This window comes from Rhizobium grahamii CCGE 502 (assembly GCF_000298315.2).
GTDB classification, from domain to species: Bacteria; Pseudomonadota; Alphaproteobacteria; order Rhizobiales; family Rhizobiaceae; genus Rhizobium; species Rhizobium grahamii.
In genome coordinates, this window is the sequence record NZ_AEYE02000036.1 from 74,709 (window position 1) to 97,177 (window position 22,469).

A 22,469-nucleotide genomic window follows, 5' to 3' on the forward strand; every position below is an offset into this window, starting at 1 on the left:
TCGCACCCGCCCCTTTCCAATCGGCGTTGCAAAGGTGGACCTACTAGCTAACTCGAATCTTGACCGCATTGACGGGCGTCAATTGAGGCAGGTCGCATTGCTGCTAATATTTCGGCGAGGACGGTCCAGGGGCCGTCAATTCCACCCTCTGAAGGAGGGAATATGGACGAGGCAGCTACGAATACACTCAGCCCGAACGCCGCTCAGGCGCGGGACAGGGACGTGCTTTTTCAGGCGTACCGGCTTGGTCCCTTCAATCTGCGGCATCGCGTCGTCATGGCGCCACTGACGCGCTCGAGGTCGCCGAGGCCTTGATGCGGATATGGGGGCCTGATCGAATCGGCGTGCGGCTGTCGCCGATGGGCAAGATGAACGACATCCACGACGACCAGCCAGAAGCAACCTTTGGCTATATCGCCGAGCGCCTCAGCGACTACCGCTTTGCCTATCTGCATATCGTCAACCCCGCGATTGAGCAGATGCAAAGGGGAAAAGAGCCAAGTCCGCCGGCGCTAGGCATGGTCGAGACGATCCGGAAGAAATTCAAGGGAACCTTGATGGTGGCGGGTGGTTTCCAGCCCGACACCGCGGCACAGTGGCTTCGCGAAGGCAAGGCAGACCTGATCGCTTCGGTCGCAAGTTCATCGCCAATCTCGATCTGCCGGAGCGGTTGCGCGTTGGCGCGCCTTTGAACGTCGACGATCCGACGACGTATTACGGCGGCGGCGAGAAGGGCTACACCGACTATCCGTCCCTCGCACAGGATCGCGGCGAACAACCGAGGGCCAGCGTCGACCAGCGCTGGCGGTGATCCGCGACACTGCTCCCGAGATCGGGAGCGTGCGCCACTGCACCTACAAACCGGCTCTCAGCACACCAGGACGAGGCGCTCCTTAACATTAGGATTACCATCATGGCAAAAGACACCCTTCAAGGATTCAATGTGGCCATCCTGGTCACCGACGGCTTCGAGCAGGTCGAACTCACAGAGCCACGCAAAGCTCTGGACGAAGCCGGTGCGACGACCAAGATCGTATCACCCAAACATCAACGCGTACGGGCGTGGAATATGACGGACTGGGGCATAGACTTGCCGGTCGATGTAGAGCTCGATCAGGCCAAGCCGGAAGATTTCGACGCGCTGCTGCTGCCGGGCGGCGTTATCAACCCGGACTCACTCCGCATTGAGCCAAATGCGATTACCTTCGCGAAGGCGTTCTTCGATGCCGGAAAACCGGTTGCAGCCATCTGCCACGGTCCCTGGACAGTGATCGAGACCGGCTCGGCGCGCGGCCGACGCATGACCTCATGGCCCTCGCTCAAGACCGACCTCAACAATGCTGGGGCGGACTGGGTGGACCAGGAAGCGGTTGTGGACAAGGGCCTGGTCACGAGCCGCAGTCCCGATGACATCCCCGCATTCAACCGGGAAACGATCAAGCTCTTCAGCGGCGGACGCGGGCAACGTCATGCCACATAATTCCAGGCGCAGTGCGCGGACCAGCGTCCGAAAGCGGCGGTTCGGACCGCTGCAGCGCGAGGTCGGCATCATCGGCCAGGGGACTTGGTACATCGAGGAAGGTGACCCCGCCTCCGCGATTACCGCCTTGCGACGAGGCATCGACCTTGGAATGAACCACATCGACACCGCGGAGCTGTATGGCGCGGGTGCCGCCGAGGAGCTGGTCGGCCGCGCCATCGCGGACCGGCGCGATGAGGTATTTCTGGTGTCCAAGGTGCTGCCACAGAATGCCTCCCGACTTGGGACGAAGATCGCTTGCGAGAGAACGTTGACCCACCTCAAGACCGACTGGCTGGATTGCTACCTGCTGCACTGGCGGGGACAGTATCCGCTGGAGGACACGTTTGCGGCCTTGGAGGCGCTCCGTGACGAGGGCAAAATACTCTCCTATGGCGTGAGCAACTTCGACGTGCCGGATCTTGAAGAGGCATTGCAGATTGCCGGCGCATCGATGGTTATCTGCGATCAGGTACTCTACCATTTGCAGGAACGCGCGATAGAACATGCTGTGCTACCCTGGTGCGAGCAGCACCAGCTCGCAATCACCGCGTATAGTCCGTTCGGGCACCGCGATTTTCCAAGCACTCAAACGCCGGGCGGCCAAGTGCTCGCGGATATCGCAAAGGTGCATGATGCAACCCCGCACCAGATCGCGCTCGCATTTCTGACGCGGCGGCCGTCGGTCTTCGCGATCCCCAAGGCGTCCAGCGTCGAACATGTCGAAGAGAATGCCGGCGCGTCCGAGATAATCTTGTCGCAGGCCGAGGTCGCGCGGATCGATGCCGCCTTCCCGCTTGGTCCACATTGCCGCGGACTGCCAATGATTTGAGGGTAAAAACCGGCGTCGTCAGCGAATCGTGGTCTTGGGACAAAGCTGGGATTCACAACGAAGGTCGGTCGCCACAGCCTTCGCGCGCTTGCCGTTCGCTTCACGATCACGATCATCGGGGCGGTGCCCCGTACGACCGCGGCTAGTTGGCACGCATCGAATCTCGGTCCATCTGGCGGTGAGGTCCTGAAATTATTTCGCGCCTGCAACTCCAGAACTGGCAAGCACCGGCGAACCCGCAAGGATCGCAAGCGCGATACACCGGGACTGCTTGGCAGCGTCCCGTCGCGCCGCATTGCCCGAACTCCAGCCTAAGCGCGGGGATCGGCTGAGGCATTGACCTCCATCAACGACCCCATTTCATCGGCATTCAGTTTTTGAGAGTTGCCCATCGGGAATTAGCTGTTCCGGGACAAGCCCAACGATCGAATGGCAACTCTCAACAGTCAATAAGCCCACAGACGCTGCATCAATACTGACGGCTATCAAGGCTTGGCGGCATCTTTTCCGCCTATTCTCCTTCTCGGATGTATTGAGGACGCGCGGAAGAGCTTTTTCGCATCCCACCTCAGATCGAAATGATCGACGTTATTGTAGCCAAGCTTTCATGAACCGACCCGAGCGGGCTTCTCACTGTCGGCGGCGGAAAGGCGCGATCGAGTTCCTTCAGATCCGCTGGAGCCGCGTCAGGCGCGATTACGCATTTTTACGATCAGCGAATATCGTGAGCGGTGAGCGTGAAACTATTTCCGCGTCGACTGGCATAGGCTCTGCAGGCGGCTTCCTGGATTGTAGCGCGTGCGGCGTCAAAGGCATCGAGGCAAGCCGCTTCCGAAGTGTTCGCCATGCCGGAGTTTCCGAGTGCTGCTGCTTCGATTAGGAATCTGACTTCAAACATGCCGTCGTAACCGATGAAGCTGACACCCTTCCTCGCTCTATCGAAAGAGCGGCTTCTGTTGGGAAAGTTAAGCGCCATCTCGTCATCCTTGAAAATGAGTGTGAGTTGACCTTCGAACCACTGACATCCAGAGCGCAGGATTCGCAAAAGCGCGCGACATTATCGCGGCCGAAGGCTGTTCAGTTAGGGGGCATGCTGCGGCGTCGCGGATTTCATTCTCAATGGATGGTCTGCGCGGTGGCCTGGTCACCGAGCAAAGCGTGGGATGTCCTGATGAGACGAACCGTGCCCGCGATAATCTCGTCGGAGTAAACCGCATCTGCTTGAGAAATCTCATCCGTCAAATCACCGAGAACTTCGTTTATTTCCAGCATCAACGGCACGAGTTCCAACTGTCCGTCGGCCGCAAGCGCATACGCAAGATTTGCAATCACCGATCTAAGATGTTCGATAAGGCCACGCCTTTCAGCTACCGCCAACACTGAGGACTTCATCAAACCGTCTTATCGCTGCACTCCATGACGCGCACCTCCTATCCCTTAAGATGAGCTCGTCAGCTGAGTTATCAATGACTGCTGCCGAATGAGATCCCTCTGTCCTGCATCGCACATAAGCGTGGACTTTGAACCTATAAGCGTGGGCTCGAAAGGCTGCTGCACTTTCGCGGCCGGGACATAGCTCGCGTCCGTTAGGCCAACGCGGATCGTGCCCTAGCAATGGTGTAGGTGACAACCCCGGCCACCGTCCTCTCCGGCCGGGCCGGGAAGATCAGCGTGCCGCTGCGGGCATAATGGGGCGCCCTTGAGAATTGCGGCGATGCTGCCCAGATCACCAACGAAGGTCGCTGCTAGCTGTTCCGTTTCATGGAACCGGGAACGGGCGTTTCGTGTTGCGTCATCGAACAAGGAGTCTCGTCATGCCACACCTTGATACCCATGACCTGCACATAACGTTCGCCGAGACCGGCGCGCAGCATGGCCATCCGGTTCTCCTCCTGCATGGATGGCCCGACGATGCTTCCACATGGAGCGCCGTCTTGTCGAACCTCAGTGACCGCAACCTGCGCCTCATCTCTCCATACCTGCGCGGTTTCGGTGGTACTGTGTTCCGTAACGACGAGGCGCTTCGCACTGCCAACGGCGCCGTGCTCGCAATGGACGCGATCGCCCTGATGGACGGTCTCGGCATCGAGCAATTTTCCGTCGTCGGTCACGACTGGGGTTCGAACATCGCCGAAGCCCTGGCCATCGGATGGCCGAGCCGTGTCGACCGAATGGCCCTGCTGTCTTCGTTGCCGCGCATGGGCGGGCTCAAGACCCCGTCCTTTCGGCAGGCGCAACGGTATTGGTATCACTGGTTCATGGCGACAGGGCGTGGCGCGGAGGCCATTGGCAGAGATCCACACGGGTTCGCGCGGATCCAGTGGGAGAACTGGAGCCCCGACGGTTGGTTCGACGAGACGACCTTCAATGCCGTGGCGAAATCCTTCGACAATCCAGACTGGGTGGCGGTCACCCTGCATAGCTACCAGGTTCGGTGGGGCGAGGCCGAGCCTGACCCGGCAAGCAGATGGCTTGAAGACCGCATAAGGGAGACGAAGTCCCTCTCGCTTCCAACGATATACTTCCAAGGCCTTGAAGACGGCGTCAACCCGCCCGAATTGTCCGAAGACCTCCATAGGAAGTTCTCCGGGCCTTTCGGCAGGATTGTCCTTCAGAATGTCGGGCACTTCCCGCAGCGAGAGGACCCGGAAACCGTGGCACGGGAGCTTGCGGTCTTCCTACCATGGAACAGATAGTTGCCGTCGGCGATAGGAGATTCGATAGCACGGATGCTCGAGGCCGCCGCAGACCTCCTCTGAAAGAGGAGGAAAAAGACAGCCTGCTGCACTGGACGCCGCGGGCGCACATTTCAGCATTTCCAAGAACAGGTCCTGTATTCCTGGCCACAGTCCCTGCCCCTGCTGGTCTTGCACATAGTGTATACCTGCACGCATTCCGACACGCAGCTTTTCTGCTCGCTGGCATCCGCTACATGAAAACTGTCAACGATTTTAACCTTAGAAGTCGCGCTGCATTGTTGCACATGACCCGGCAGGGCCGATGACGCAGATATGTCCCCGCATTGTTCGGCGGCGATAGCCGAAACATTTGCGAGGCCAAAAAAAACGAGCGAAGCCAAGCTTCCAATCGATAGATAACGCATGGTCTTGCCCCCTAAGATCACGAATTGAGATGGATGAATTTGGAAGGACAGAATGTAGTCTTGCCTTGTACTTCGACAATCAAATTCTCTTGGCGATATTGCTAGTCTCGCCACGTATATCGACTGATCAATTATCCAGAGGACGGTGCTTTTTGTCTTGTGCTACATCGCCGCTCTGCAATCTGACTGCAACAGTCGGGCTGGCCATCCATAGCACCAGTCCTTCGATCGTCGTCAAATAACAAGAGGGGTTACCGACCCCAAACGGCAGGTAACTTGGCATCGAGCCCTTCGGGCCTTTTTCTGTACCGGAAATGCGTTTTTCATCTCAAACTAACAATACGCACCTAAACCTGATGCTGCTGCACGCCTAAACCGCCATCGATTGTTAGGCAGGTCGCATTCATGAACGGGCATTCGTCGGAGATCATGAACACGGCGGCCAGCGCGATCTCCTCCGGTGTTGCAATACGCCCACCTGGATGCAGCTTCATTGTCTGAGCCTCTGCTGCCACTGGATCCGGAAAGCTGTTCCAGTAGTCGATGACCTTTTGGGTCGCGACGTAGCCGGGTGCGAGCGCATTCACCCGGACGTTCTTTTGTGCATATTCCAATCCCAGGGATTTGGTCATGCCAAGCAGCGCGTGCTTGGCGAGCGGATATGGAAATGTGTGCGGTATGATCGTGAAGGCGTGCGTCGATGCGATGTTCAGGATGACGCCGCCGCGCTGATCAATCAGGTCGGGCAACACTGCCCTGCAACAGTTCCAGGCGCCCTTCAGGTTAACGTCGAAGCAGCGGTTCCACTCTTCATCCGTTGTCTCCAGCGGCTCGGAGAAAACGTTGACGCCCGCGTTGTTGATGAGGGCGTTGAGCTGGCCGATCTCGGATTTAGCTTTTTCGACAACGGCCGCAATGGACTTGGCATCAGTGATATCGGCGCCCACATAGCCAGCGCGATACCCTTCCCCTCTCAGTTTTTCAGCCTCCTGCCGAAGAAGGACCTCATCGCGGTCGATAAGATAGACACTTGCGCCTTCCCGTAACACAGCCTTGGTGATGGCGAGACCAATCCCCTGGGCTGCTCCCGTAATCAATATGCGCTTGCCTGTGAGACGGCTGGCCATTTTCGCCTCCTCTACCACTCAGCGACGCTGCCATCTTCGTGACGCCAAAGCGGATTGCGCCAGCGATGGCCCTCTTTCGCGCGTTCGATGACGTAAGCTTCGTTCACTTCGATACCCAACCCCGGTCCCTGCGGAATGTCGACGAAGCCGTCGGCATAGTGAAAGACCTCCTTGTTGGAGATGTAGTCGAGGATATCATTGCCCTTGTTGTAGTGTATTCCCAGGCTTTGTTCCTGGATGAAGGCGTTGTAGCTGACGGCGTCGATCTGCAGGCAAGCCGCCAATGCGATCGGACCAAGCGGGCAATGCGGCGCCAGTGCCACGTCATAGGCTTCTGCCATGGTGGCGATCTTTCGACACTCTGTAATACCCCCCGCGTGGCTAAGGTCAGGCTGCAAGATGTCCACGTAACCCTCTGACAGGATACGCTTAAAATCCCAACGGGAGTACAATCGCTCTCCAAGTGCGATCGGTGTTGATGTGTGGTTGGCGATTTCCTTCAACGCTTCATGGTTTTCCGACAGGACCGGCTCCTCGATGAACAAAAGCTTATAGGGCTCCAGTTCCTTGGCCAGAACCTTGGCCATGGGCCGGTGGACGCGCCCGTGAAAGTCGGCGCCGATCCCAATATGCGGACCTACAGCCTCTCTAACTGCCGCTATGTTCGCAATGATCGCGTCCAGTTTTTCATGGGTGTCTACGATTTGAAGCTCTTCGGCGCCATTCATCTTGATCGCCTTGAAACCGCGGGCGACAGCATCCTTGGCATTGTTGGCAACGTCAGAGGGACGGTCACCGCCGATCCAGGAATAAACCTTGATCTTGTTGCGCACCTGACCACCGAGCAATGAGTTGATCGGCTGGTTGAGTGCCTTGCCCTTGATGTCCCACAGTGCCTGGTCGATCCCCGATATCGCGCTCATGTGGATGGCGCCGCCGCGATAGAATCCGCCACGATACATGACGTTCCAGAGGTCCTCGATCAGGAACGGGTCTTTGCCAATCAGATAGTCCTCGAGTTCGTGGACGGCGGCCTCTACGGTCAGCGCCCGACCTTCGACCACCGGTTCACCCCAGCCGACGATGCCCTCGTCGGTCTCCATCTTCAGGAATAGCCAGCGAGGCGGAACGATATAGGTCGTGAGCTTCGTGATCTTCATGAAATGTGCCCAATCTATGCGAGAATGAGGCAGGCAGCCTTGCCTGCTGCAGCCATGACGGCGGCATTGGTGTTGCCGCTGACGATCGTCGGCATCAGGGCCGCGTCCACGACGCGCAAACCGTGTGTGCCCCGAACCCTAAGGTTGGTATCCAACACCGCTTCTTGGTCGGTGTCCTTACCCATCTTGCAGGTTCCGACAGGATGATAGCCGGTTTTTACCGTGCGCTTGCAATGTGCAGCAACAGCTTCATCGCTGGTCACTTCTGCCCCGGGGAAGATTTCCCTGTCGATCAGATCGCGCATCGGCGATGCATCCAACACCGTTCGGGCAAATCGAAAGCCTGCCATTGTCAGCCGCAGGTCGTCGGGGTGCCCAAAGATTTGCGTGTCTACGATTGGATTATCAAACGGATCGGAGGAGGCCAAGGTGACTGAGCCCCTTGCCTTCGGACGCAGCAAAAGCGAGTTGATCGTGACCCCGTCGCCCGGCTCGGTCCCCATGACGTCGCGGTCCAGATAGACCGTCGGCACGCAGAACATTTGAATGGAAGGGCGATCATTGTTGCCATCCGGGTCGTAAAAAGCACAGGTCTCGACGCCCGTGGTCGACACCGGGCCCGATTTGAACATCAGATACTGGAGGCCGGCCTTGATCATCGGCCAGCCTCTGTCAGTTCCGTAATAGCCGAAGGAGCCCTTGGTGGTAGCCACGACGGGGCACTCGTAGTGATCCTGCAGGTTCTTGCCGACGCCCGGAAGCACCACCTTTCTCTGGATGTAATGTTTCCTCAGTTCGTCTTCAGGACCGATGCCGGAGAGCATCAGCAGCTTTGGCGTCTGGTAGGCTCCTGCAGCAAGAATAATCTCGCCCGCGCTCGCGGACTCCCGGTTCCCATTCCGCACATAGTCGACACCAGCGGCGCGATCGCCGTCCATCCTGATAGACGTGACAGTCGCCCCTGTCTCGATGGTCAGAAGCGGATTGTTCATGACCGGAGCAAGAAACGCGTCGACGGCACTCGACCGTCGTTTCGTCTTCCAGTCGATGGTGTGTTGCATGAAGCCGACGCCGAACTGGCGTGCGCCATTGAAGTCAGGATTATAAGGTATTCCCATTCCCTGCAGCGTCTTCACATAGGTGCGGGTCATCGGGCTTGTATGACCGAGGTGCGAGATCTTCAAAGGCCCGCCGACACCGTGGAACTCGCCCGCAAGGTGGTCGTTGTCCTCCTGCGTTTTGAAGTACGGAAGCAGATCACCGTAGGACCAGGCGTTGTCATTGGACCCTTCCGGTGTAACCAGTTTATTCCACAGGTCAAAATCCGCGGACTGGCCACGCATGTAGACCATTGCATTGACGGTACTGCCACCGCCGAGCACCTTGCCTTGCGGAACGATGGGACCGCGGCCATCCAACTGAGGCTGCGGCTTGGTCTGATGCATGGCGAGATATGTGTCCTTGGCCAGGAACTTCATGTATCCGGCCGGGAAGCTCATGATAGGGTTGGCCTTTGCGGGTCCACGCTCCAGCAGCAGAACCCGCGCCTTGCCGTCGCGCACCAATTTTTCCGCGACCACGCAGGCGGAGCTTCCTCCACCCACAATTATGTAGTCGTAACGGCCATTCGCTGACATTGAGTACTCCAGTATTCAAAAAATCAAATGCTTGAGGCACGCATGTGGATGCCGCCCGACATGCTCTGACCCGATCCAAGGACCGTCAGGTCCCCCAGTCCAGACATATTGTGTCCGTTCGCCAGATGGGTCATCGGTTCGAAACAGAAGTAATCCCGCTTGAAGGTCGGATCGAAGGTCGTATCGGACACAAAGACAAAGGCGTGCTTGAAAATGGCGTCAGCCGTCAAATGAAGCGAGGTATTCCACTCCGGCCAGGTGATGAGCGCTTCCCCGCTCCAGTCCTCGAAGCCGTTATTGACCCACTGATGCGGAAGCGGCGCCGGAGAGCTGAAATCGAGGTTCTCGGGGATCGCTGTCTGCTTGCCCGGCAGCCAATCCTCGACTTCCGTCCAGAATTTGCGGGCTGACGCCAGCAGCGTCGTGTTCGGCGTCATCGGGAAATAGGGATGCCAACCTATCCCGAACGGCATTGCGTGTTCGCCGCGGTTCTCGACCATCAGGGTCATGGTCAATCCTGCTTCATCGAGTGCGAAGCGCTGGTGTGCCTTGTAGACATACGGGGTGTTGCCACCGCTGTGCGTGAAACTCATCTCCACCGACGCCGGCGTCTGCCCCACGATTGACCAGTCACTCTGCCAGCCCTCGCCGTGAAGGTAGTGTTTGTCCCAGTCGGTATTTGGCCTCAGTCGATATTCGGCCCCTCCAAACGAGAAGGCGTTTCCCTTCACCCGATTGCCGAAAGGGACGAGTGGATAGCATGACGAGCCGAGCGCATCGACATCTTGAGACGCGCTTTGTCGCAGCAGCGCCGTCCTTCCCATTCCGACGTCCCGCCAGAAGCCAAGCACGAGCCCGCCTTTGGTCGAGACGCGCACAGACAATGGGCCTGCTTCGAGATCCGCGACCGTCATGACTCAGCCCTTGTTCCGGGACATGCTACGCTTGATTGCCTGAATGTTGGCAAGCACAGCAATCACGATGATCAGACCACGCACGACCTGCTGGAAGAATGGATTGATGCCGAGGAGCACCAGGCCATTGCCGATAAGCGTAATGACCAGCACGCCGAGAAGCGTGCCGAGCATCGACCCGCGGCCACCGGACAACGAAGTGCCGCCCACCACAACTGCCGCAATGACGTCGAATTCTAGGCCGGTGGCCGCTGTCGCATTGCCGGATCCAAGGCGAGAGACCAGGAGGATGCCGGAGATCGCTGCCATCGCACCGGCAATAGCGAAAAGCGCGACGCGGATCTTCGAGACATTTATGCCGCTCAGTAGCGCCGCATGAGCGTTGCCGCCGATCGCAAAGACCGAGCGTCCGAACGCTGTCTTTCGGCTGACGAAGGTGAACACCACAAAGAAAACCAGCATGACAATGGCGGCAGGAGGAATGTTAAGAAATGAACGATCCAGAGCATCCAGCGTATCATTGCGACCGATGGAAACCGGCAGGGCATCCGTGACGAACAGCGCTGTGCCACGCAGCGCGCTCCACAGACCAAGGGTTCCGACGAAGGACGGAACGTCAAAATAAGCACGAAGAGCGCCGGGAATGGAGCCGAGCAAAGCGCCAACGATGATCGCAAGCGCGAATGCGAGAGGCGTGGGAATGCCCCATTGGAGAAAAAATGCAAGCACGACGGAGATGAAGGCCACCATTGGGCCGACGCTGACATCGATCTCACCTGCGATGATAATAAGCGTGGCGGCCCAGGCCGCGATGCCGATGGTTGCGGCATCGCGAAGAATGTTGATCTGGTTGTTGAAGGAGAGGAACCCGTTGGCCGTCGACGTGAAGACGACATAAAGCACTGCGATTGCAACAAACAAACTCAGTTCGTTCATGTGCCGTGAGAACGTGAATCGAGATCTGGATCGTTGCGTCGATGCTGACTTTGCAGTCTGGTCGAGTGACATCTTGTGCCTCCCTCAATGTCCAGCGATGCAGGCTGCCATCAAGGCGTCCTGATCGATGTTTGGTGATTTGAATTCTTCCTGAAGGGTGCCATCCCTGAGGACGAGCACTCTGTCGCAAACGAGCGGAAGTTCCTCGATCTCGCTCGACACGAAGATCATGCTTCGGCCTTCTGCGGCCAACTGGCGGATGATCGCGTAGATCTGAGCCTTGGCCTCGACGTCGACACCCCTCGTGGGCTCGTCGAGCAGGAGAACGCGACTGTTTGCGTAGACCCACCGCCCGATGACGACCTTCTGCTGATTGCCCCCTGACAGTGTACCGATCGGAGTATCCGTCTGTGCTGTCTTGATATGCAGGCGCTGGACCACCTTCCGTGTGGCATCCTGCATCATCCTGGCGGATAGGATTCGATAGTGGCTGACGCCCGCAAAATTTGTCGACAGGGTATTCTCATCGACACCAAGAAGGGGAACGATCCCCTCCTCCTTGCGGCTTTCAGGAGTGTAACCAAATCCCTTGGCGATCATCTGCTTGTATCGGCCTGACTTAACGGCCGCCCCGTCAACCAGCACCTCGCCGCGATCCTGCGAACGAACACCCATGATGGCCTGCAGTAGTTCAGTGCGCCCTGACCCGAGCAGGCCGGCGATGCCGAGCACCTCCCCCGCCTTGAGCTGGAAGGATACGGAACTCAGTTTTGGCGCCAGCGCCAGGTCGCGGACTTCGAGGACGGTGTTCTTCTGGCTTCGATTGTCAAGTGCGGCCGCTTTCGATGCCTCGGCACCCAGCATCAGACGGACTATCTCGCGGGTATCGGCACCCTTGACGTCGACGGTGTCGATGATGCGTCCATCCCGCATGATCGTCGCCGAATGAGCGATCTGGCGGATTTCGTTCATGCGGTGGCTGACATAGACGACTGCAATACCTTCAGAGGCGATGCGGGTGACAGCTGCCATTACCCTCTCGGCTTCGGCGGCCGCGAGCGAACTTGTTGGCTCGTCAAGGATCACGAGCTTCGGTTTCCCAAGCAGGACCCGCGCGATTTCCAGAAGCTGTCGCTCGGCGGGACTGAGACTGGCAACAAGGGTGTTGGGAGCCCGGTCGAGCCCAAGCCGCCCCATGGCCTGTGACGCCTCCGCTTCCATATTGGCGTATTGGATCACGCCGCCCTTGCGCGGCCATCGCCCGAGAAAGAGATTTTCGGCAAGGGTCATGCCCGGAACGAGGCTGAGTTCCTGGTAGACAACCCGCACGCCTTTTTCGAAGGCATCCTGTGCGCGACTGGATCCCGAGTGCTGAAGCTCTTCGCCGTCGATCCGAACGGTGCCGCTATCGGGTCTCTCTGCCCCGGTCAAAAGCCTGATGAGCGTGGACTTCCCCGCACCGTTCTTGCCCAGCAGCGCCCTCACTTCCCCGGCCGCGACTGCGAATGTCGCATTGTCGAGCGCGAGGACGCCAGGATATTGACGCGTGCATCCCTCGATCGATGCGATCTGGGGCGAGGCAAGGTCAGGCCTCCCTAATGTCTGTGTCATTCGATTTCCACCTTCGAAAAGATGCCGCCGGTCGCCCGGCGGCCTCGGCTTTCGTCACTTGGGAGGCGACCTCACGGAATGCCGTCTGCATGGGCCTTCAGCCATGCCTTCCCGTCTTCGGAAGATTTGTAGAGATCGATGTCATAGGCGACCTTGATGCCTTCCGGCGGCTGGCCGTCGATCGACTTGATGGCCTGGGCGAGCGCCAGCTTTCCAAGACCCTGGCCGGAAATGTCGACCACCGCCTTGATGACCGTGAAGTCGGCCAGTTCCTGGGCGATCTCTGTCGTCATGTCTCCTCCGAAGACGACAATCTTTCCGGTCTTGCCCTGGCTTTTGACTGCACGAGCTGCGCCGAGCGTGGCACCACCGGCTTCACCGAAGAAGGCGTCAATATCGGGGTTGGACGTCAGCATGGTCGCTGCGACCGAGACAGCCTTGTCGAGCGTCGCGCCTTCCTGGTTCGCGACGATTTTAGCGCCGGCGACCTTCGCCTTGAGAGCTTCTTCGAAGCCCTTGCGGCGGGTGATGCATACTTCGACGAATTCGCAGTTCAGGACGGCGATCTTCGGAGCTTCATTCTTTTCGGCGATGAAGTAATCCGCGGCTGCGTCGCCCAACTTGTGCCCGAAATCATAGGGGTCGCCGACCGCATACGCCGAGATATACTCCTTCATGTCGGCATCGTTGAGGCATGTGTTGTAGCAGACAACCGGGATCCCAGCGTCATGGGCGCGGCGGATTGCTCGCGATGAGCCGTCAGCCGAAACCGGCGAGACGATGATCGCCTGGACGCCAGACGAAATCAGGGTATCGATGAACGACGATTCCTTGCTCGCATCGCCTTGCGCGTTCGTCTCAACGACATCGAGCTTGCGGCCGGCATCGCTTGCGCCGGTTTGAATACCTTTGCGAACACCGGCGTAGAAGCCCTGGGCATCCATGTAGATGGCGCCGACCTTCAGGTCCTTGTCCTGGGCAAAAACCGTTGTGACGTGTGATCCAGCAATTGTGGTGAGCGCCAAGATCGCGGCGCGTACGATGAGCTTCATTGCTCCCTCCCTATCTCCGACGACGGCTCCAGGTCAGAGCCGACGGACAAGTGGACAATAATCAGCGTCGTATTATTGTCAATATAAATATGATTTATTTTTTCAAAGATGTGGCACATCGCTGCAATTTTTGCTACAAGTGGAGTGTGCAATTGCGGAAGGTTGGGGCTTCTGTTCTGATTGGATTTTGGGTAAGCCGCAGGCGCAGCTGGGGAGATAGCTAGTGACAATCGCACGTAGCGAGTGGAAACTTACAGACGGCGGGAAAGAAATCGCATCACGCGGGAAGCGGTCGGTGCGTGAAGCTCTTTTGTCGAAGATGGTCGAGAAAATTGTCTCCGGCGAACTTCCGGAGGGCTCGACCTTGCCCAACGAAGCGGAGCTGACCGATCAGTTCGGTGTCAGCAGAACCAGTCTGCGCGAGGCCATGCAGTATCTTTCAGCGATTGGAATGGTGCGATCGCGAACTCGCGCTGGGACCACGATCCTTCCCCGAGAGAATTGGAGTTATCTGGACCCTCTTCTTCTTGACGTGATGCTTTCCCTTGGCGGAGATGCATCTTTTTACACGTCCTTGATCGATGCGCGTCAATTGCTGGAACCGGCTGCCGCCGAGCATGCAGCGAGGAACGCGACCGCGAAGCAACTGGCTCGCATTGCGCAGGCTTTTGAAGACATGGTTGATGCCAACGCGCGCGACAATGAAGAGTGGAGCCGGGCCGACCTGGAATTTCATACGGCGATTATCAATGCCAGTGGAAATTGGGTTTACCGGCAGTTTGCAAGCGCAATCCGAGCCGCCTTGCTCGCCAGCTTTCGCTTAACAAACCGTGCGAGCCAATCTCACGAACAAGCCATTAAAAAGCATCGAGATGTTTTGGAGGCCATTCGCATTCGTGATCCCGCAGCCGCTAGAAAAGCGATGGAGATACTGATTGGCGTCGCAAGAGCGGAAATCGCCGACGCCCTGAAGAACAGCAAGAAAATTTAGGCAGCATTCGTGTGACATTCATCAATGTCGCCATTTGCAGCCTCCGTTTGTGAGCAGTGGTGTCAACCAATTCCAATCCTGATCGCATGTGCCCCTTCGAGATCCCCATAAGCGGCAGGGGTTTAGTCGAACATCTTTTTGTTCGTCGCGATTGAGATGAACATCCGCATCGCCTCTGTCGGGAGAGGCTGGAAGCCGTATTCCATGTAGAGCAGTCGTCCTTTCTCGTACCCGTCAAAGTCGGCAAACCCATTTTTGTACGTTGGATGTGCGACGTGCTTGAACGTGCGCACGGCTATGGAAGAGCCTTCGGCGGATATCTGAAATCCATCTCACCTTGCCGCGCCTGAAAGCCTATGTCGACTCCCGTGGCTCAATCTCAGGATTGACGAAGTCGGACCTATTCAGCTCGACCTCGTCTCGCCTCCGCGCGTCGACTAGTTGAAGCTGAACGCTCTTTTGCCGCCGTCCCACGCCGTTCTTCTCACGAATTGCTCCCAGCTCGGACTGGCGGGATCGATCCGCCGGCTCCACTCTAGGTCTCGATCATTCTGGAAGTATCCGTATTCCACCGCATATTCCGCCATCCCGATAATCTCTCTAACTAGGTCGGGATTTTGGGCGAAGTCCGGAAAGTGCCGAACCAAGTCGTACGCCCTGTAGGCGGAGGAATAGACAGCCTTCCGGCCCGTAACGCGTGTGAACGTCGCGATCATCTCGGCCGGTGAAATGAAGTCGCCGATAATCGGAAGCGTCTGCCCAACATAGGTGTCGGGGTGATCGAAGATTTCCAAAACGGCGGGTCCTGTTGCCGACAGCGGGTCAACAAACGGCGCTCGAAAATGCTCGGGCAAATAAATGGGAAACACGAGCGTGTCCCCCTCCTTACGCGGCGTATAATATTCAAGAAGATTGGTGTAGAAGAATGCAAGCTCGATGAATGAGCTTTGAATGGGAAGCTCCCGGATATATGCATCTACGCGCGATTTGTCGGTGAAATGCGGCGCGAACTTCGTGCCTGCGGTGATATGCTCGACGTTCTCAAGTGTGCTGAAGACCACGTGATTGACGCCCGCCTCCACGGCGGCGTCTCCCAGATCCTTCCCGATGTCGAACTCGTAGGTTGCCGGTGGAGCGACCCCCGGCGTCATCAGGAACGCGCCCATAGCCCCCCGGAATGCTCTAACGAAGTCTTTCTTGTGGTTGATCATAAGCGGAACGGCGACGAGTTCTGCACCTTGTTTGGCCAACCTCAGTGCCGCAGGCGAGTCGATACGGCTTGTAAGGGCGCGGACGTGGTAACGTCCACTTCCCAATAATGACTGTGCAACGCTACGGCCCTGCTTGCTGAGGCTGCCTGCGACGACAATGACAGGCTTTCTTTCGGATGACATGCGATCTCCATGATCTGCTGAAGCGGCCTGAATGGCGCTCCCAGAAAGTAAATCGCAGAATTCAGACTATACGTGAAATCTATTCATTTTTCCGCTACTATCCATGCCATGGATATGAAGCGCGTCGATCTCAATCTTCTTGTCAGCCTTGAAGCTTTGCTTGTTGAGCGGAACGTCACAAAGGCCGCGGCTCGCCTTGGTCTGAGCCAACCGGCGCTCAGCGCTCAGCTGAACCGTCTTCGTGACCTGTTCAAGGATCCTCTGCTCCTGCCGATGCATCGTGGCATGATTCCGACTACCAAGGCGCTTGACCTGCTGGGACCGCTCCGGACCTCGTTGGACCAGCTCCGGGGCACGCTGCAGGGCCATGATAGCTTCTCACCGACGACGACTGAGCTGACTTTATCGATCGCCTGCACGGACTATGTCGAAGCTGCCGTGGTGACGCCTCTGATCGTAGCATTGCGCGGGCAAGCTCCCAAGATACGCGTCGCAGTTCATCGCCTAGCCCCGGCAAGTTTAGCTCAGCAATTGGCGGATGGTGACGTCGATCTGGCCATTGCCACTCCCGACCCCTATCAGCCACATCTGCGCACCCGGCACCTGTTTGAAGAGACCTACGTCCTGATCGGCCGAAAAGGTCACTCTCGGATCGAGGGCGGGATGACAGCCGAGGGCTTTGCCGGACTGGAGCAAGTAATCGTCTCTCCTTCAGGTGGCGGGTTCGCAACTCCGGTCGACGTCACCCTGGAGGCATTTGGTTACCACCGCGCTATTGTTGCTTCTGCCGCGTCGTTCCTCGCTATTCCAGACATCGTAGCAAGCAGTGACCTTGTTGCATTAGTGCCGCGACGACTGATGCTGAACCGTTTGACCCAATTCGATTGGATGGACGTTCCATGGCTCTCGGAACGGTTTCAGGTGGAGCTCATATGGCACGAGCGCACCCACGGGCATCAAGGCCATCATTGGATCCGTGAGTTGATACAGGATCTCGTGGGCAGCTAGACTGCCTTGTTTAAACAAGCAATTTCCCAATCAAGGGGCGCAATGATTTTCGCCCAACGCAGTACAACGAGTGAAAAGGGGCCCTCGCTCTGGCAAAGTGAGGCTGCGATACAGCCCTCACCTGCTCGCAGTCATTCGTGAGATGCGCCGGTCGCCGCAAAGACCCGGCCCTCCCTGAGAAGTCGCGGCGACGCCTTCCGTCTTAGCCCGGTCGCGCCCGTGATGACAATCGCGCCTTCATTAGCGAGCCAGCGGGCAATCTCTGAGACGCGGTCTTTGCGGTTGCCTTTCTCGCGGCACTTCGGAGTATCGGCATCTGTTCGATGTTGGTAGCCCCATCCTGGCAACGTCATTTGTCGCTAGTCGATTACGTGTGATGCATCGATCTCAAACCGCACTCTGTAGAAAGGGGCAAGATACCCCTTGACGAGAGCGTCTTGCTGAGCATTTACTATGCAACGAACGGATATAAACCAAACTTTCTGATACAAACGCTTGGGGGGAGCATGAAGGCTCAAGTAACAGCGCACGCGCGCTACACGATTGGTGATATCGACAAGAGATTATACGGTTCCTTTCTCGAACATCTTGGTCGCGCTGTCTATACGGGCATCTACGAGCCTGGTCACCCGACCGCTGACGAGAACGGCATGCGCCAGGACGTTCTCGATCTGGTTCGTAATCTCAACACGCCAATCTGCCGCTATCCAGGCGGAAATTTTGTTTCGGCCTACAATTGGGAAGACGGCATCGGCCGCAAGAGTGACCGTCCGACCCGCCTCGATCTGGCCTGGCGCACGGCCGAATCCAATCAGGTCGGTATTCACGAATTTGCGGATTGGGCAAAAGCTGCCGAAACTGAGATGATGCTTGCCGTCAATCTCGGTTCGCGCGGCCTGGATGCAGCGCGCAACTTCGTTGAATACGTCAACCATCCGGGGGGCAGCTACTGGTCCGACCTTCGCCGCAAGAATGGACAGGCTGATCCCTGGAATGTCACGCTTTGGTGTCTCGGCAACGAGATGGACGGCCCTTGGCAAGTTGGCCACAAAACTGCTGCGGAATATGGTCATCTCGCGAACGAGACAGCGAAGGCGCTGCGCGCCTTTGACGATAAGTTGGAACTTGTCGTTTGCGGCTCCTCGCATTCAGACATGCCGACTTACCCGCAGTGGGAAGCTACGGTTCTAGAAGAAACCTACGATCAGGTCGACTACATCTCCCTGCACATGTATTTCGAGAACTACGAGAAAAAGACGTCGGAATTTCTGGCTTTGCCAGAAAAACTTGACCGTTATATCGGCACGGTCAGTGGCGTCATCGACTACGTGAAGGCGAAAAAGCGCTCGAAGAAGACCGTTCGTATTTCATTTGATGAATGGAACGTCTGGTATCACGAGCGTCGCAGCGACGCAAAGCGCATGAAGCAATGGGATTGGCCGCACGCGCCGGTTCTGCTGGAAGACGTCTACAATTTCGAGGACGTGCTACAGGTTGGCTGTATCCTCAACACGTTTATCCGCCGGGCAGACGTCGTTCGGATCGCTTGTATAGCCCAGCTGGTTAATGTTATCGCACCGATCATGACGGCGCCGGGTGGCGCTGCCTGGCGCCAAACCATCTATTATCCGTTCCAGTTTGCGTCGAACCATGGACGCGGAACCGCTCTTCGTCTCGATGTCGATTGCCCGCGTTACGACGCCGATGTCGCCGCCGATGTATCCTACTTGGACATCGCCGGCGTTCATGACGCAGACTCCGGCACGCTGACTTTCTTTGCCATCAACCGCTATGGCGAAGAAGCCATGACAATTGATTTGTCTATCGAAGGTTTCGGCAAAGCCCGCAACGTAGAGCATACGCTTATCAAGAACGACGATCTTGAAGCATCCAATACCAAGGAGGCGCCGGACACCGTAACGCCGATCAAGATTGATGGTGCGAAAATCTCCGATAAGGGCGTGGAGGTTACCATACCTCCATACTCTTATTCGATGATCAGGATTAAGCTTTGATTTCGGAATGAGGCTTAGCGCGCGGCGGGAGGCCGTGAGCGAACGGGAGGAGAATATGATGCCTAGAATGCTCAGATTTGCGAAGTGCGTGCTGGTCGCAACGTCATTGCTCGCGTCCTCTGCCCATGCACAGGAAACCGTCGCCTGGTGGGATTTCCTCAGCGGTGGTGACGGAGTACGCATGAAGCAGCTTATCTCAGATTTTAACAAAGCCCACGAGGGGAGCATCAAGATCGAGGCGACGACGCTGGAATGGGGCACTCCGTTCTATTCCAAGGTTCAGACGGCTGCATCGGTAGGGGAAGCGCCTGACATCATGACCTATCATGCCAGCCGCATTCCGCTGGCCGTCAAACAGGGGATCCTTCAAGAGATTACCCCGGATGACTGGACGAAGATGGGTCTGGCGAAGAGTGACTATGCCGACACGACATGGAATGCCGTATCAATCGACTCGAAGCAATACGCAGTCCCCTTCGACACCCATCCGATCGTGCTCTACTACAACAAGGATCTCCTGGCCAAAGCGGGGCTGCTGACCGAGGCTGGCAAGCCCAAAGGGCTGGACAGCGCCGCGAATTTCGAGGCGACCTTGAAAGGGTTAAAGGACGCCGGGGTAAAATTCCCGCTTGGATCCGTGACCGCTGACGGCAACTTCATGTTCCGAACAGTGTACTCCTTGATGGGGCAGCAGGATGGAGAGCTTCTAACCGGCGGCGAATTCCTCGCTGGCGACAACGGGGAAAAACTGCAAAACGCGCTCGCCCTTCTGCAGGGCTGGACCAAAGACGGCCTGCAGTCCTCCTATACCGACTATCCCGCGACTGTCGCACTTTTCACTTCAGGCGAAGCCGCGATGATGATCAACGGGGTTTGGGAAGTGCCAACCATGGTTGACCTCAAGAAGCAGGGCAAACTGTTTGAATGGGGCGCTGTCGAGCTTCCGGTGCTTTTCAAACATCCGTCAACCTACGCAGATAGCCATACGTTCGCGATTCCAGCCAACAAAGGGAAGGAAATGACGGCGGAGAAGAAAAAGGCGGTCCTTGAAGTTATTTCGTGGCTGTCGAAGCACTCGCTGTACTGGGCAAGTGCCGGCCACATCCCAGCATACGGCCCCGTCACGGCAAGTGCGGAATACAAGGCAATGGAGCCGAACGCCAGCTATTCTTCGCTGACAGCCAACATGATCTTCGATCCGAAGACCCCTCTTGCCGGCGTGGCAGGCCCGATCTTCGACGTGATGTCGACTTACTTCGTCCCCACCCTCAACAACGAGATGGATCCGGCTAAAGCCGTCAAGGAAATAAAGTCCGAACTCAACGATCTTTGATCGGTCCTGCGTCAGGTCGCGGCGATGCAGCGACCTGACGGCAAGGCTCGCGATTTTATCTGAACGCAGGAAGCTTGCGACAATCATGCTAAGGAACAAACGAAGTGAGGCTTTGATGGCCGCCATGTTGGTTGCGCCTTTTGTCGCAATCTATGGTCTGGTCTTCATCTACCCGACAATCCGACTTTTTATGATCAGCTTCACCGATGCACCGCTCATAGGCCGCGGGTCCTTTGTCGGTCTCGAGAACTACGCGCGTCTCTGGGGCGAACGACGCTTCAACGTTGCATTGTGGAACACGGCCTATTTTGTTTTGCTGACGGTCGTGCCTGGAACCTTCACTGCTTTTGCTATCGCGCTCGGCATAAATCGGCTTCAAGGACGGCTACAGGCATTCGTGCTCGCGCTTTTCTTTCTTCCCTATATCCTCCCCGTATCAGTTGTTTACCTGATCTGGGACTGGACCCTGAATTTCCAATTCGGCATTGCAATGTACCTCTTCGACATCCTGGGGATAAGCCGGGTACCGGTTTTTAAGTCAACAAGCTGGTTCATGCCAGCTGTTGCCTTCATTACCATTTGGTGGACCGCCGGGTTCTCCATTCTCCTGTTTCTTGCGGGTCTTCGCGCGATTCCCGCCGAAATCTACGAAGCGGCTGCACTCGACAATGCCAGTACCTGGGCAACATTCCGTCGTATCACCTGGCCGTTGATGTGGCCGATCACGGCACTCGTCCTCACCATCCAGCTAATCTTGCAAATGAAGATCTTTGACCAGGTCTATCTGTTTTCGACGGGTGGCCGTCCAAACGACAACCTCGTTCTTGTCTACTATGTCTTCCAGCGGGCCTTCCAGTCCGACCAGGGTGGGCGCGCGGCCGCAGCGGCCGTCGTCCTGTTCATTATTGTCATCGGCGTGTCTGTGATCAATTTCCAACTCACACGGTTGTCAAAAGGAGGTGCGCGATGACCCTGGCGACGGCCAATCGGCTCAATCTCGCGGGATTCGCCATTACGTTGTCAACCGTGATCATCGCGTTGCTTTGGGCATTTCCGCTATACTGGGGAGTCATCTCATCACTGAAACCGGAAGATGAGGTGGTGCGGCCGTATATTGAATTGTGGCCCGATACATTCACTCTATCACATTATGTCTTCGCGCTAACACAGACCCAGATCGGCACCTGGTACCTGAACTCGATTGTCACGGCTTCCGCAATTACGGTGCTGACCGTGGCCTCATCCTTGCTTTGCGGCTATGCCATATCGCAACTCGAGTTTCCGCTCCGACGACCACTCTGGTGGCTAATCCTGGCGAGTTTCATGGTTCCCATGCAAACCATGATCGTCAATCACTTCGAACTGATGGCAAGCCTCGGGCTTCTGAACACCTGGAGCGGCATCGTCCTTCCGCAATTGATCCATCCGGTGATAATTATCGTCTACAAGCAGTTCTTTGACGGAGTGCCAAAAGATTTCCGCGAGGCCGCCGTCATGGACAATGCCTCAGAGTGGCGTATTCTGACGCGTGTCTACATGCCGATGAACTGGGGGGTAACGGCGGCACTTGCCATCGTCACGTTCATCTGGTCATGGAATGCGTTTCTTTGGCCGTTTCTGGCCGTGACGCAGACTGAATTGATGACCATCACCGTAGGTATCACTCAGGTCAATGACGCATTCGGTGTCTATTATGCCAGACAACTCTCTGCTGCTGTGCTTGCCGGCCTGCCCGTCGCGATCGCCTATCTTGTGTTCCAGCGCCGAGTGACAGAAGCCATCACCCTATCGGCCGGCATAAAGGGATAAAGTTGTCCGGTAGCTTCCTCTGCGATCT

General features: G+C 57.1%; 22 protein-coding genes. 12 read left to right on the forward strand and 10 right to left on the reverse strand.

Features of this window, described 5'->3' with window-relative positions; all coding sequences use genetic code 11:
* The first annotated feature begins 162 nt into the window (after positions 1-162).
* From RGCCGE502_RS37795 to RGCCGE502_RS30575, 5 genes are all read left to right on the forward strand, one after another.
* Positions 163-315 carry an NADH:flavin oxidoreductase gene (locus RGCCGE502_RS37795; protein ID WP_016558098.1) on the forward strand — a complete coding sequence of 51 codons (153 nt, stop codon included), beginning with the start codon at positions 163-165 and terminating at the stop codon, positions 313-315.
* On the forward strand, positions 315-692 hold the full coding sequence (locus tag RGCCGE502_RS30565) for a beta/alpha barrel domain-containing protein (protein ID WP_051158749.1): 378 nt from the start codon (positions 315-317) through the stop codon (positions 690-692). The genes RGCCGE502_RS37795 and RGCCGE502_RS30565 overlap by 1 nt, the downstream gene beginning before the upstream one ends.
* Positions 689-811 carry a hypothetical protein gene (locus RGCCGE502_RS38850; protein WP_019280426.1) on the forward strand — a complete coding sequence of 41 codons (123 nt, stop codon included), beginning with the start codon at positions 689-691 and terminating at the stop codon, positions 809-811. Before RGCCGE502_RS30565 ends, RGCCGE502_RS38850 begins: the two co-directional genes overlap by 4 nt.
* 102 nt (positions 812-913) lie before the next feature.
* Positions 914-1,480, forward strand: a complete 567-nt coding sequence (locus RGCCGE502_RS30570; protein ID WP_016558099.1) for a type 1 glutamine amidotransferase domain-containing protein — start codon at positions 914-916, stop codon at positions 1,478-1,480.
* Entirely contained in the window at positions 1,470-2,351 is an 882-nt protein-coding gene (locus tag RGCCGE502_RS30575) for an aldo/keto reductase (RefSeq protein ID WP_016558100.1), read from the forward strand. The genes RGCCGE502_RS30570 and RGCCGE502_RS30575 overlap by 11 nt, the downstream gene beginning before the upstream one ends.
* Positions 2,352-3,063: 712 nt before the next feature.
* Here the strand turns inward: RGCCGE502_RS30575 and RGCCGE502_RS30580 are convergent.
* On the reverse strand, positions 3,064-3,327 hold the full coding sequence (locus RGCCGE502_RS30580; RefSeq protein WP_016558101.1) for a DUF1488 family protein: 264 nt from the start codon (positions 3,325-3,327) through the stop codon (positions 3,064-3,066).
* 140 nt (positions 3,328-3,467) lie between these two features.
* Positions 3,468-3,731, reverse strand: coding sequence for a hypothetical protein (locus RGCCGE502_RS30585; RefSeq protein WP_244441827.1), 264 nt, complete (start codon positions 3,729-3,731; stop codon positions 3,468-3,470).
* A gap of 434 nt (positions 3,732-4,165) precedes the next feature.
* Here RGCCGE502_RS30585 and RGCCGE502_RS30590 point away from each other — a divergent pair, with 434 nt between their 5' ends.
* Positions 4,166-5,047 carry an alpha/beta fold hydrolase gene (locus tag RGCCGE502_RS30590; protein WP_016558103.1) on the forward strand — a complete coding sequence of 294 codons (882 nt, stop codon included), beginning with the start codon at positions 4,166-4,168 and terminating at the stop codon, positions 5,045-5,047.
* Positions 5,048-5,801: 754 nt separating this feature from the next.
* Here the strand turns inward: RGCCGE502_RS30590 and RGCCGE502_RS30595 are convergent.
* From RGCCGE502_RS30595 to RGCCGE502_RS30625, 7 genes are all read right to left on the reverse strand, one after another.
* Positions 5,802-6,581: an SDR family oxidoreductase gene (locus tag RGCCGE502_RS30595; RefSeq protein WP_016558104.1), complete on the reverse strand. Its 780-nt coding sequence runs from the start codon at positions 6,579-6,581 to the stop codon at positions 5,802-5,804.
* 11 nt (positions 6,582-6,592) lie between these two features.
* A complete protein-coding gene (dgoD, locus tag RGCCGE502_RS30600; protein ID WP_016558105.1) occupies positions 6,593-7,741 on the reverse strand; it encodes a galactonate dehydratase in 1,149 nt (382 codons plus the stop codon).
* A gap of 14 nt (positions 7,742-7,755) precedes the next feature.
* Entirely contained in the window at positions 7,756-9,378 is a 1,623-nt protein-coding gene (locus tag RGCCGE502_RS30605) for a GMC family oxidoreductase (RefSeq protein WP_019280427.1), read from the reverse strand.
* A gap of 23 nt (positions 9,379-9,401) precedes the next feature.
* Complete coding sequence (locus RGCCGE502_RS30610) at positions 9,402-10,292, reverse strand: aldose 1-epimerase (RefSeq protein WP_016558107.1); 891 nt, start codon at positions 10,290-10,292, stop codon at positions 9,402-9,404.
* A gap of 3 nt (positions 10,293-10,295) precedes the next feature.
* Positions 10,296-11,300 (reverse strand): ABC transporter permease, encoded by a 1,005-nt coding sequence (locus RGCCGE502_RS30615; protein ID WP_016558108.1) that lies wholly within the window; start codon positions 11,298-11,300, stop codon positions 10,296-10,298.
* A gap of 12 nt (positions 11,301-11,312) precedes the next feature.
* Positions 11,313-12,839, reverse strand: a complete 1,527-nt coding sequence (locus RGCCGE502_RS30620; RefSeq protein ID WP_016558109.1) for a sugar ABC transporter ATP-binding protein — start codon at positions 12,837-12,839, stop codon at positions 11,313-11,315.
* Between the two features lie 71 nt (positions 12,840-12,910).
* Positions 12,911-13,891, reverse strand: a complete 981-nt coding sequence (locus RGCCGE502_RS30625) for a substrate-binding domain-containing protein (protein WP_016558110.1) — start codon at positions 13,889-13,891, stop codon at positions 12,911-12,913.
* Between the two features lie 223 nt (positions 13,892-14,114).
* On the opposite strand from RGCCGE502_RS30625, the gene RGCCGE502_RS30630 reads away from it, so the two are divergent.
* On the forward strand, positions 14,115-14,882 hold the full coding sequence (locus tag RGCCGE502_RS30630; protein WP_016558111.1) for a FadR/GntR family transcriptional regulator: 768 nt from the start codon (positions 14,115-14,117) through the stop codon (positions 14,880-14,882).
* A gap of 437 nt (positions 14,883-15,319) precedes the next feature.
* On the opposite strand, the gene RGCCGE502_RS30635 is transcribed toward RGCCGE502_RS30630, so the two are convergent.
* Positions 15,320-16,276, reverse strand: a complete 957-nt coding sequence (locus RGCCGE502_RS30635; protein ID WP_016558113.1) for an NmrA/HSCARG family protein — start codon at positions 16,274-16,276, stop codon at positions 15,320-15,322.
* 114 nt (positions 16,277-16,390) lie between these two features.
* Between RGCCGE502_RS30635 and RGCCGE502_RS30640 the strand changes: the two genes are divergently transcribed.
* The 5 genes from RGCCGE502_RS30640 to RGCCGE502_RS30665 all read left to right on the forward strand — a co-directional run bounded on the left by RGCCGE502_RS30640 (position 16,391) and on the right by RGCCGE502_RS30665 (position 22,441).
* A complete protein-coding gene (locus tag RGCCGE502_RS30640) occupies positions 16,391-17,284 on the forward strand; it encodes a LysR family transcriptional regulator (RefSeq protein WP_016558114.1) in 894 nt (297 codons plus the stop codon).
* A 506-nt stretch (positions 17,285-17,790) separates the two neighbouring features.
* Positions 17,791-19,299, forward strand: a complete 1,509-nt coding sequence (arfA, locus tag RGCCGE502_RS30650; RefSeq protein WP_016558115.1) for an arabinosylfuranosidase ArfA — start codon at positions 17,791-17,793, stop codon at positions 19,297-19,299.
* Between the two features lie 58 nt (positions 19,300-19,357).
* Positions 19,358-20,632: an extracellular solute-binding protein gene (locus RGCCGE502_RS30655; protein ID WP_040676042.1), complete on the forward strand. Its 1,275-nt coding sequence runs from the start codon at positions 19,358-19,360 to the stop codon at positions 20,630-20,632.
* Between the two features lie 85 nt (positions 20,633-20,717).
* Positions 20,718-21,602: a carbohydrate ABC transporter permease gene (locus RGCCGE502_RS30660; protein ID WP_040676008.1), complete on the forward strand. Its 885-nt coding sequence runs from the start codon at positions 20,718-20,720 to the stop codon at positions 21,600-21,602.
* Positions 21,599-22,441, forward strand: coding sequence for a carbohydrate ABC transporter permease (locus RGCCGE502_RS30665; protein ID WP_016558118.1), 843 nt, complete (start codon positions 21,599-21,601; stop codon positions 22,439-22,441). The genes RGCCGE502_RS30660 and RGCCGE502_RS30665 overlap by 4 nt, the downstream gene beginning before the upstream one ends.
* The last annotated feature ends 28 nt before the right edge of the window (positions 22,442-22,469 follow it).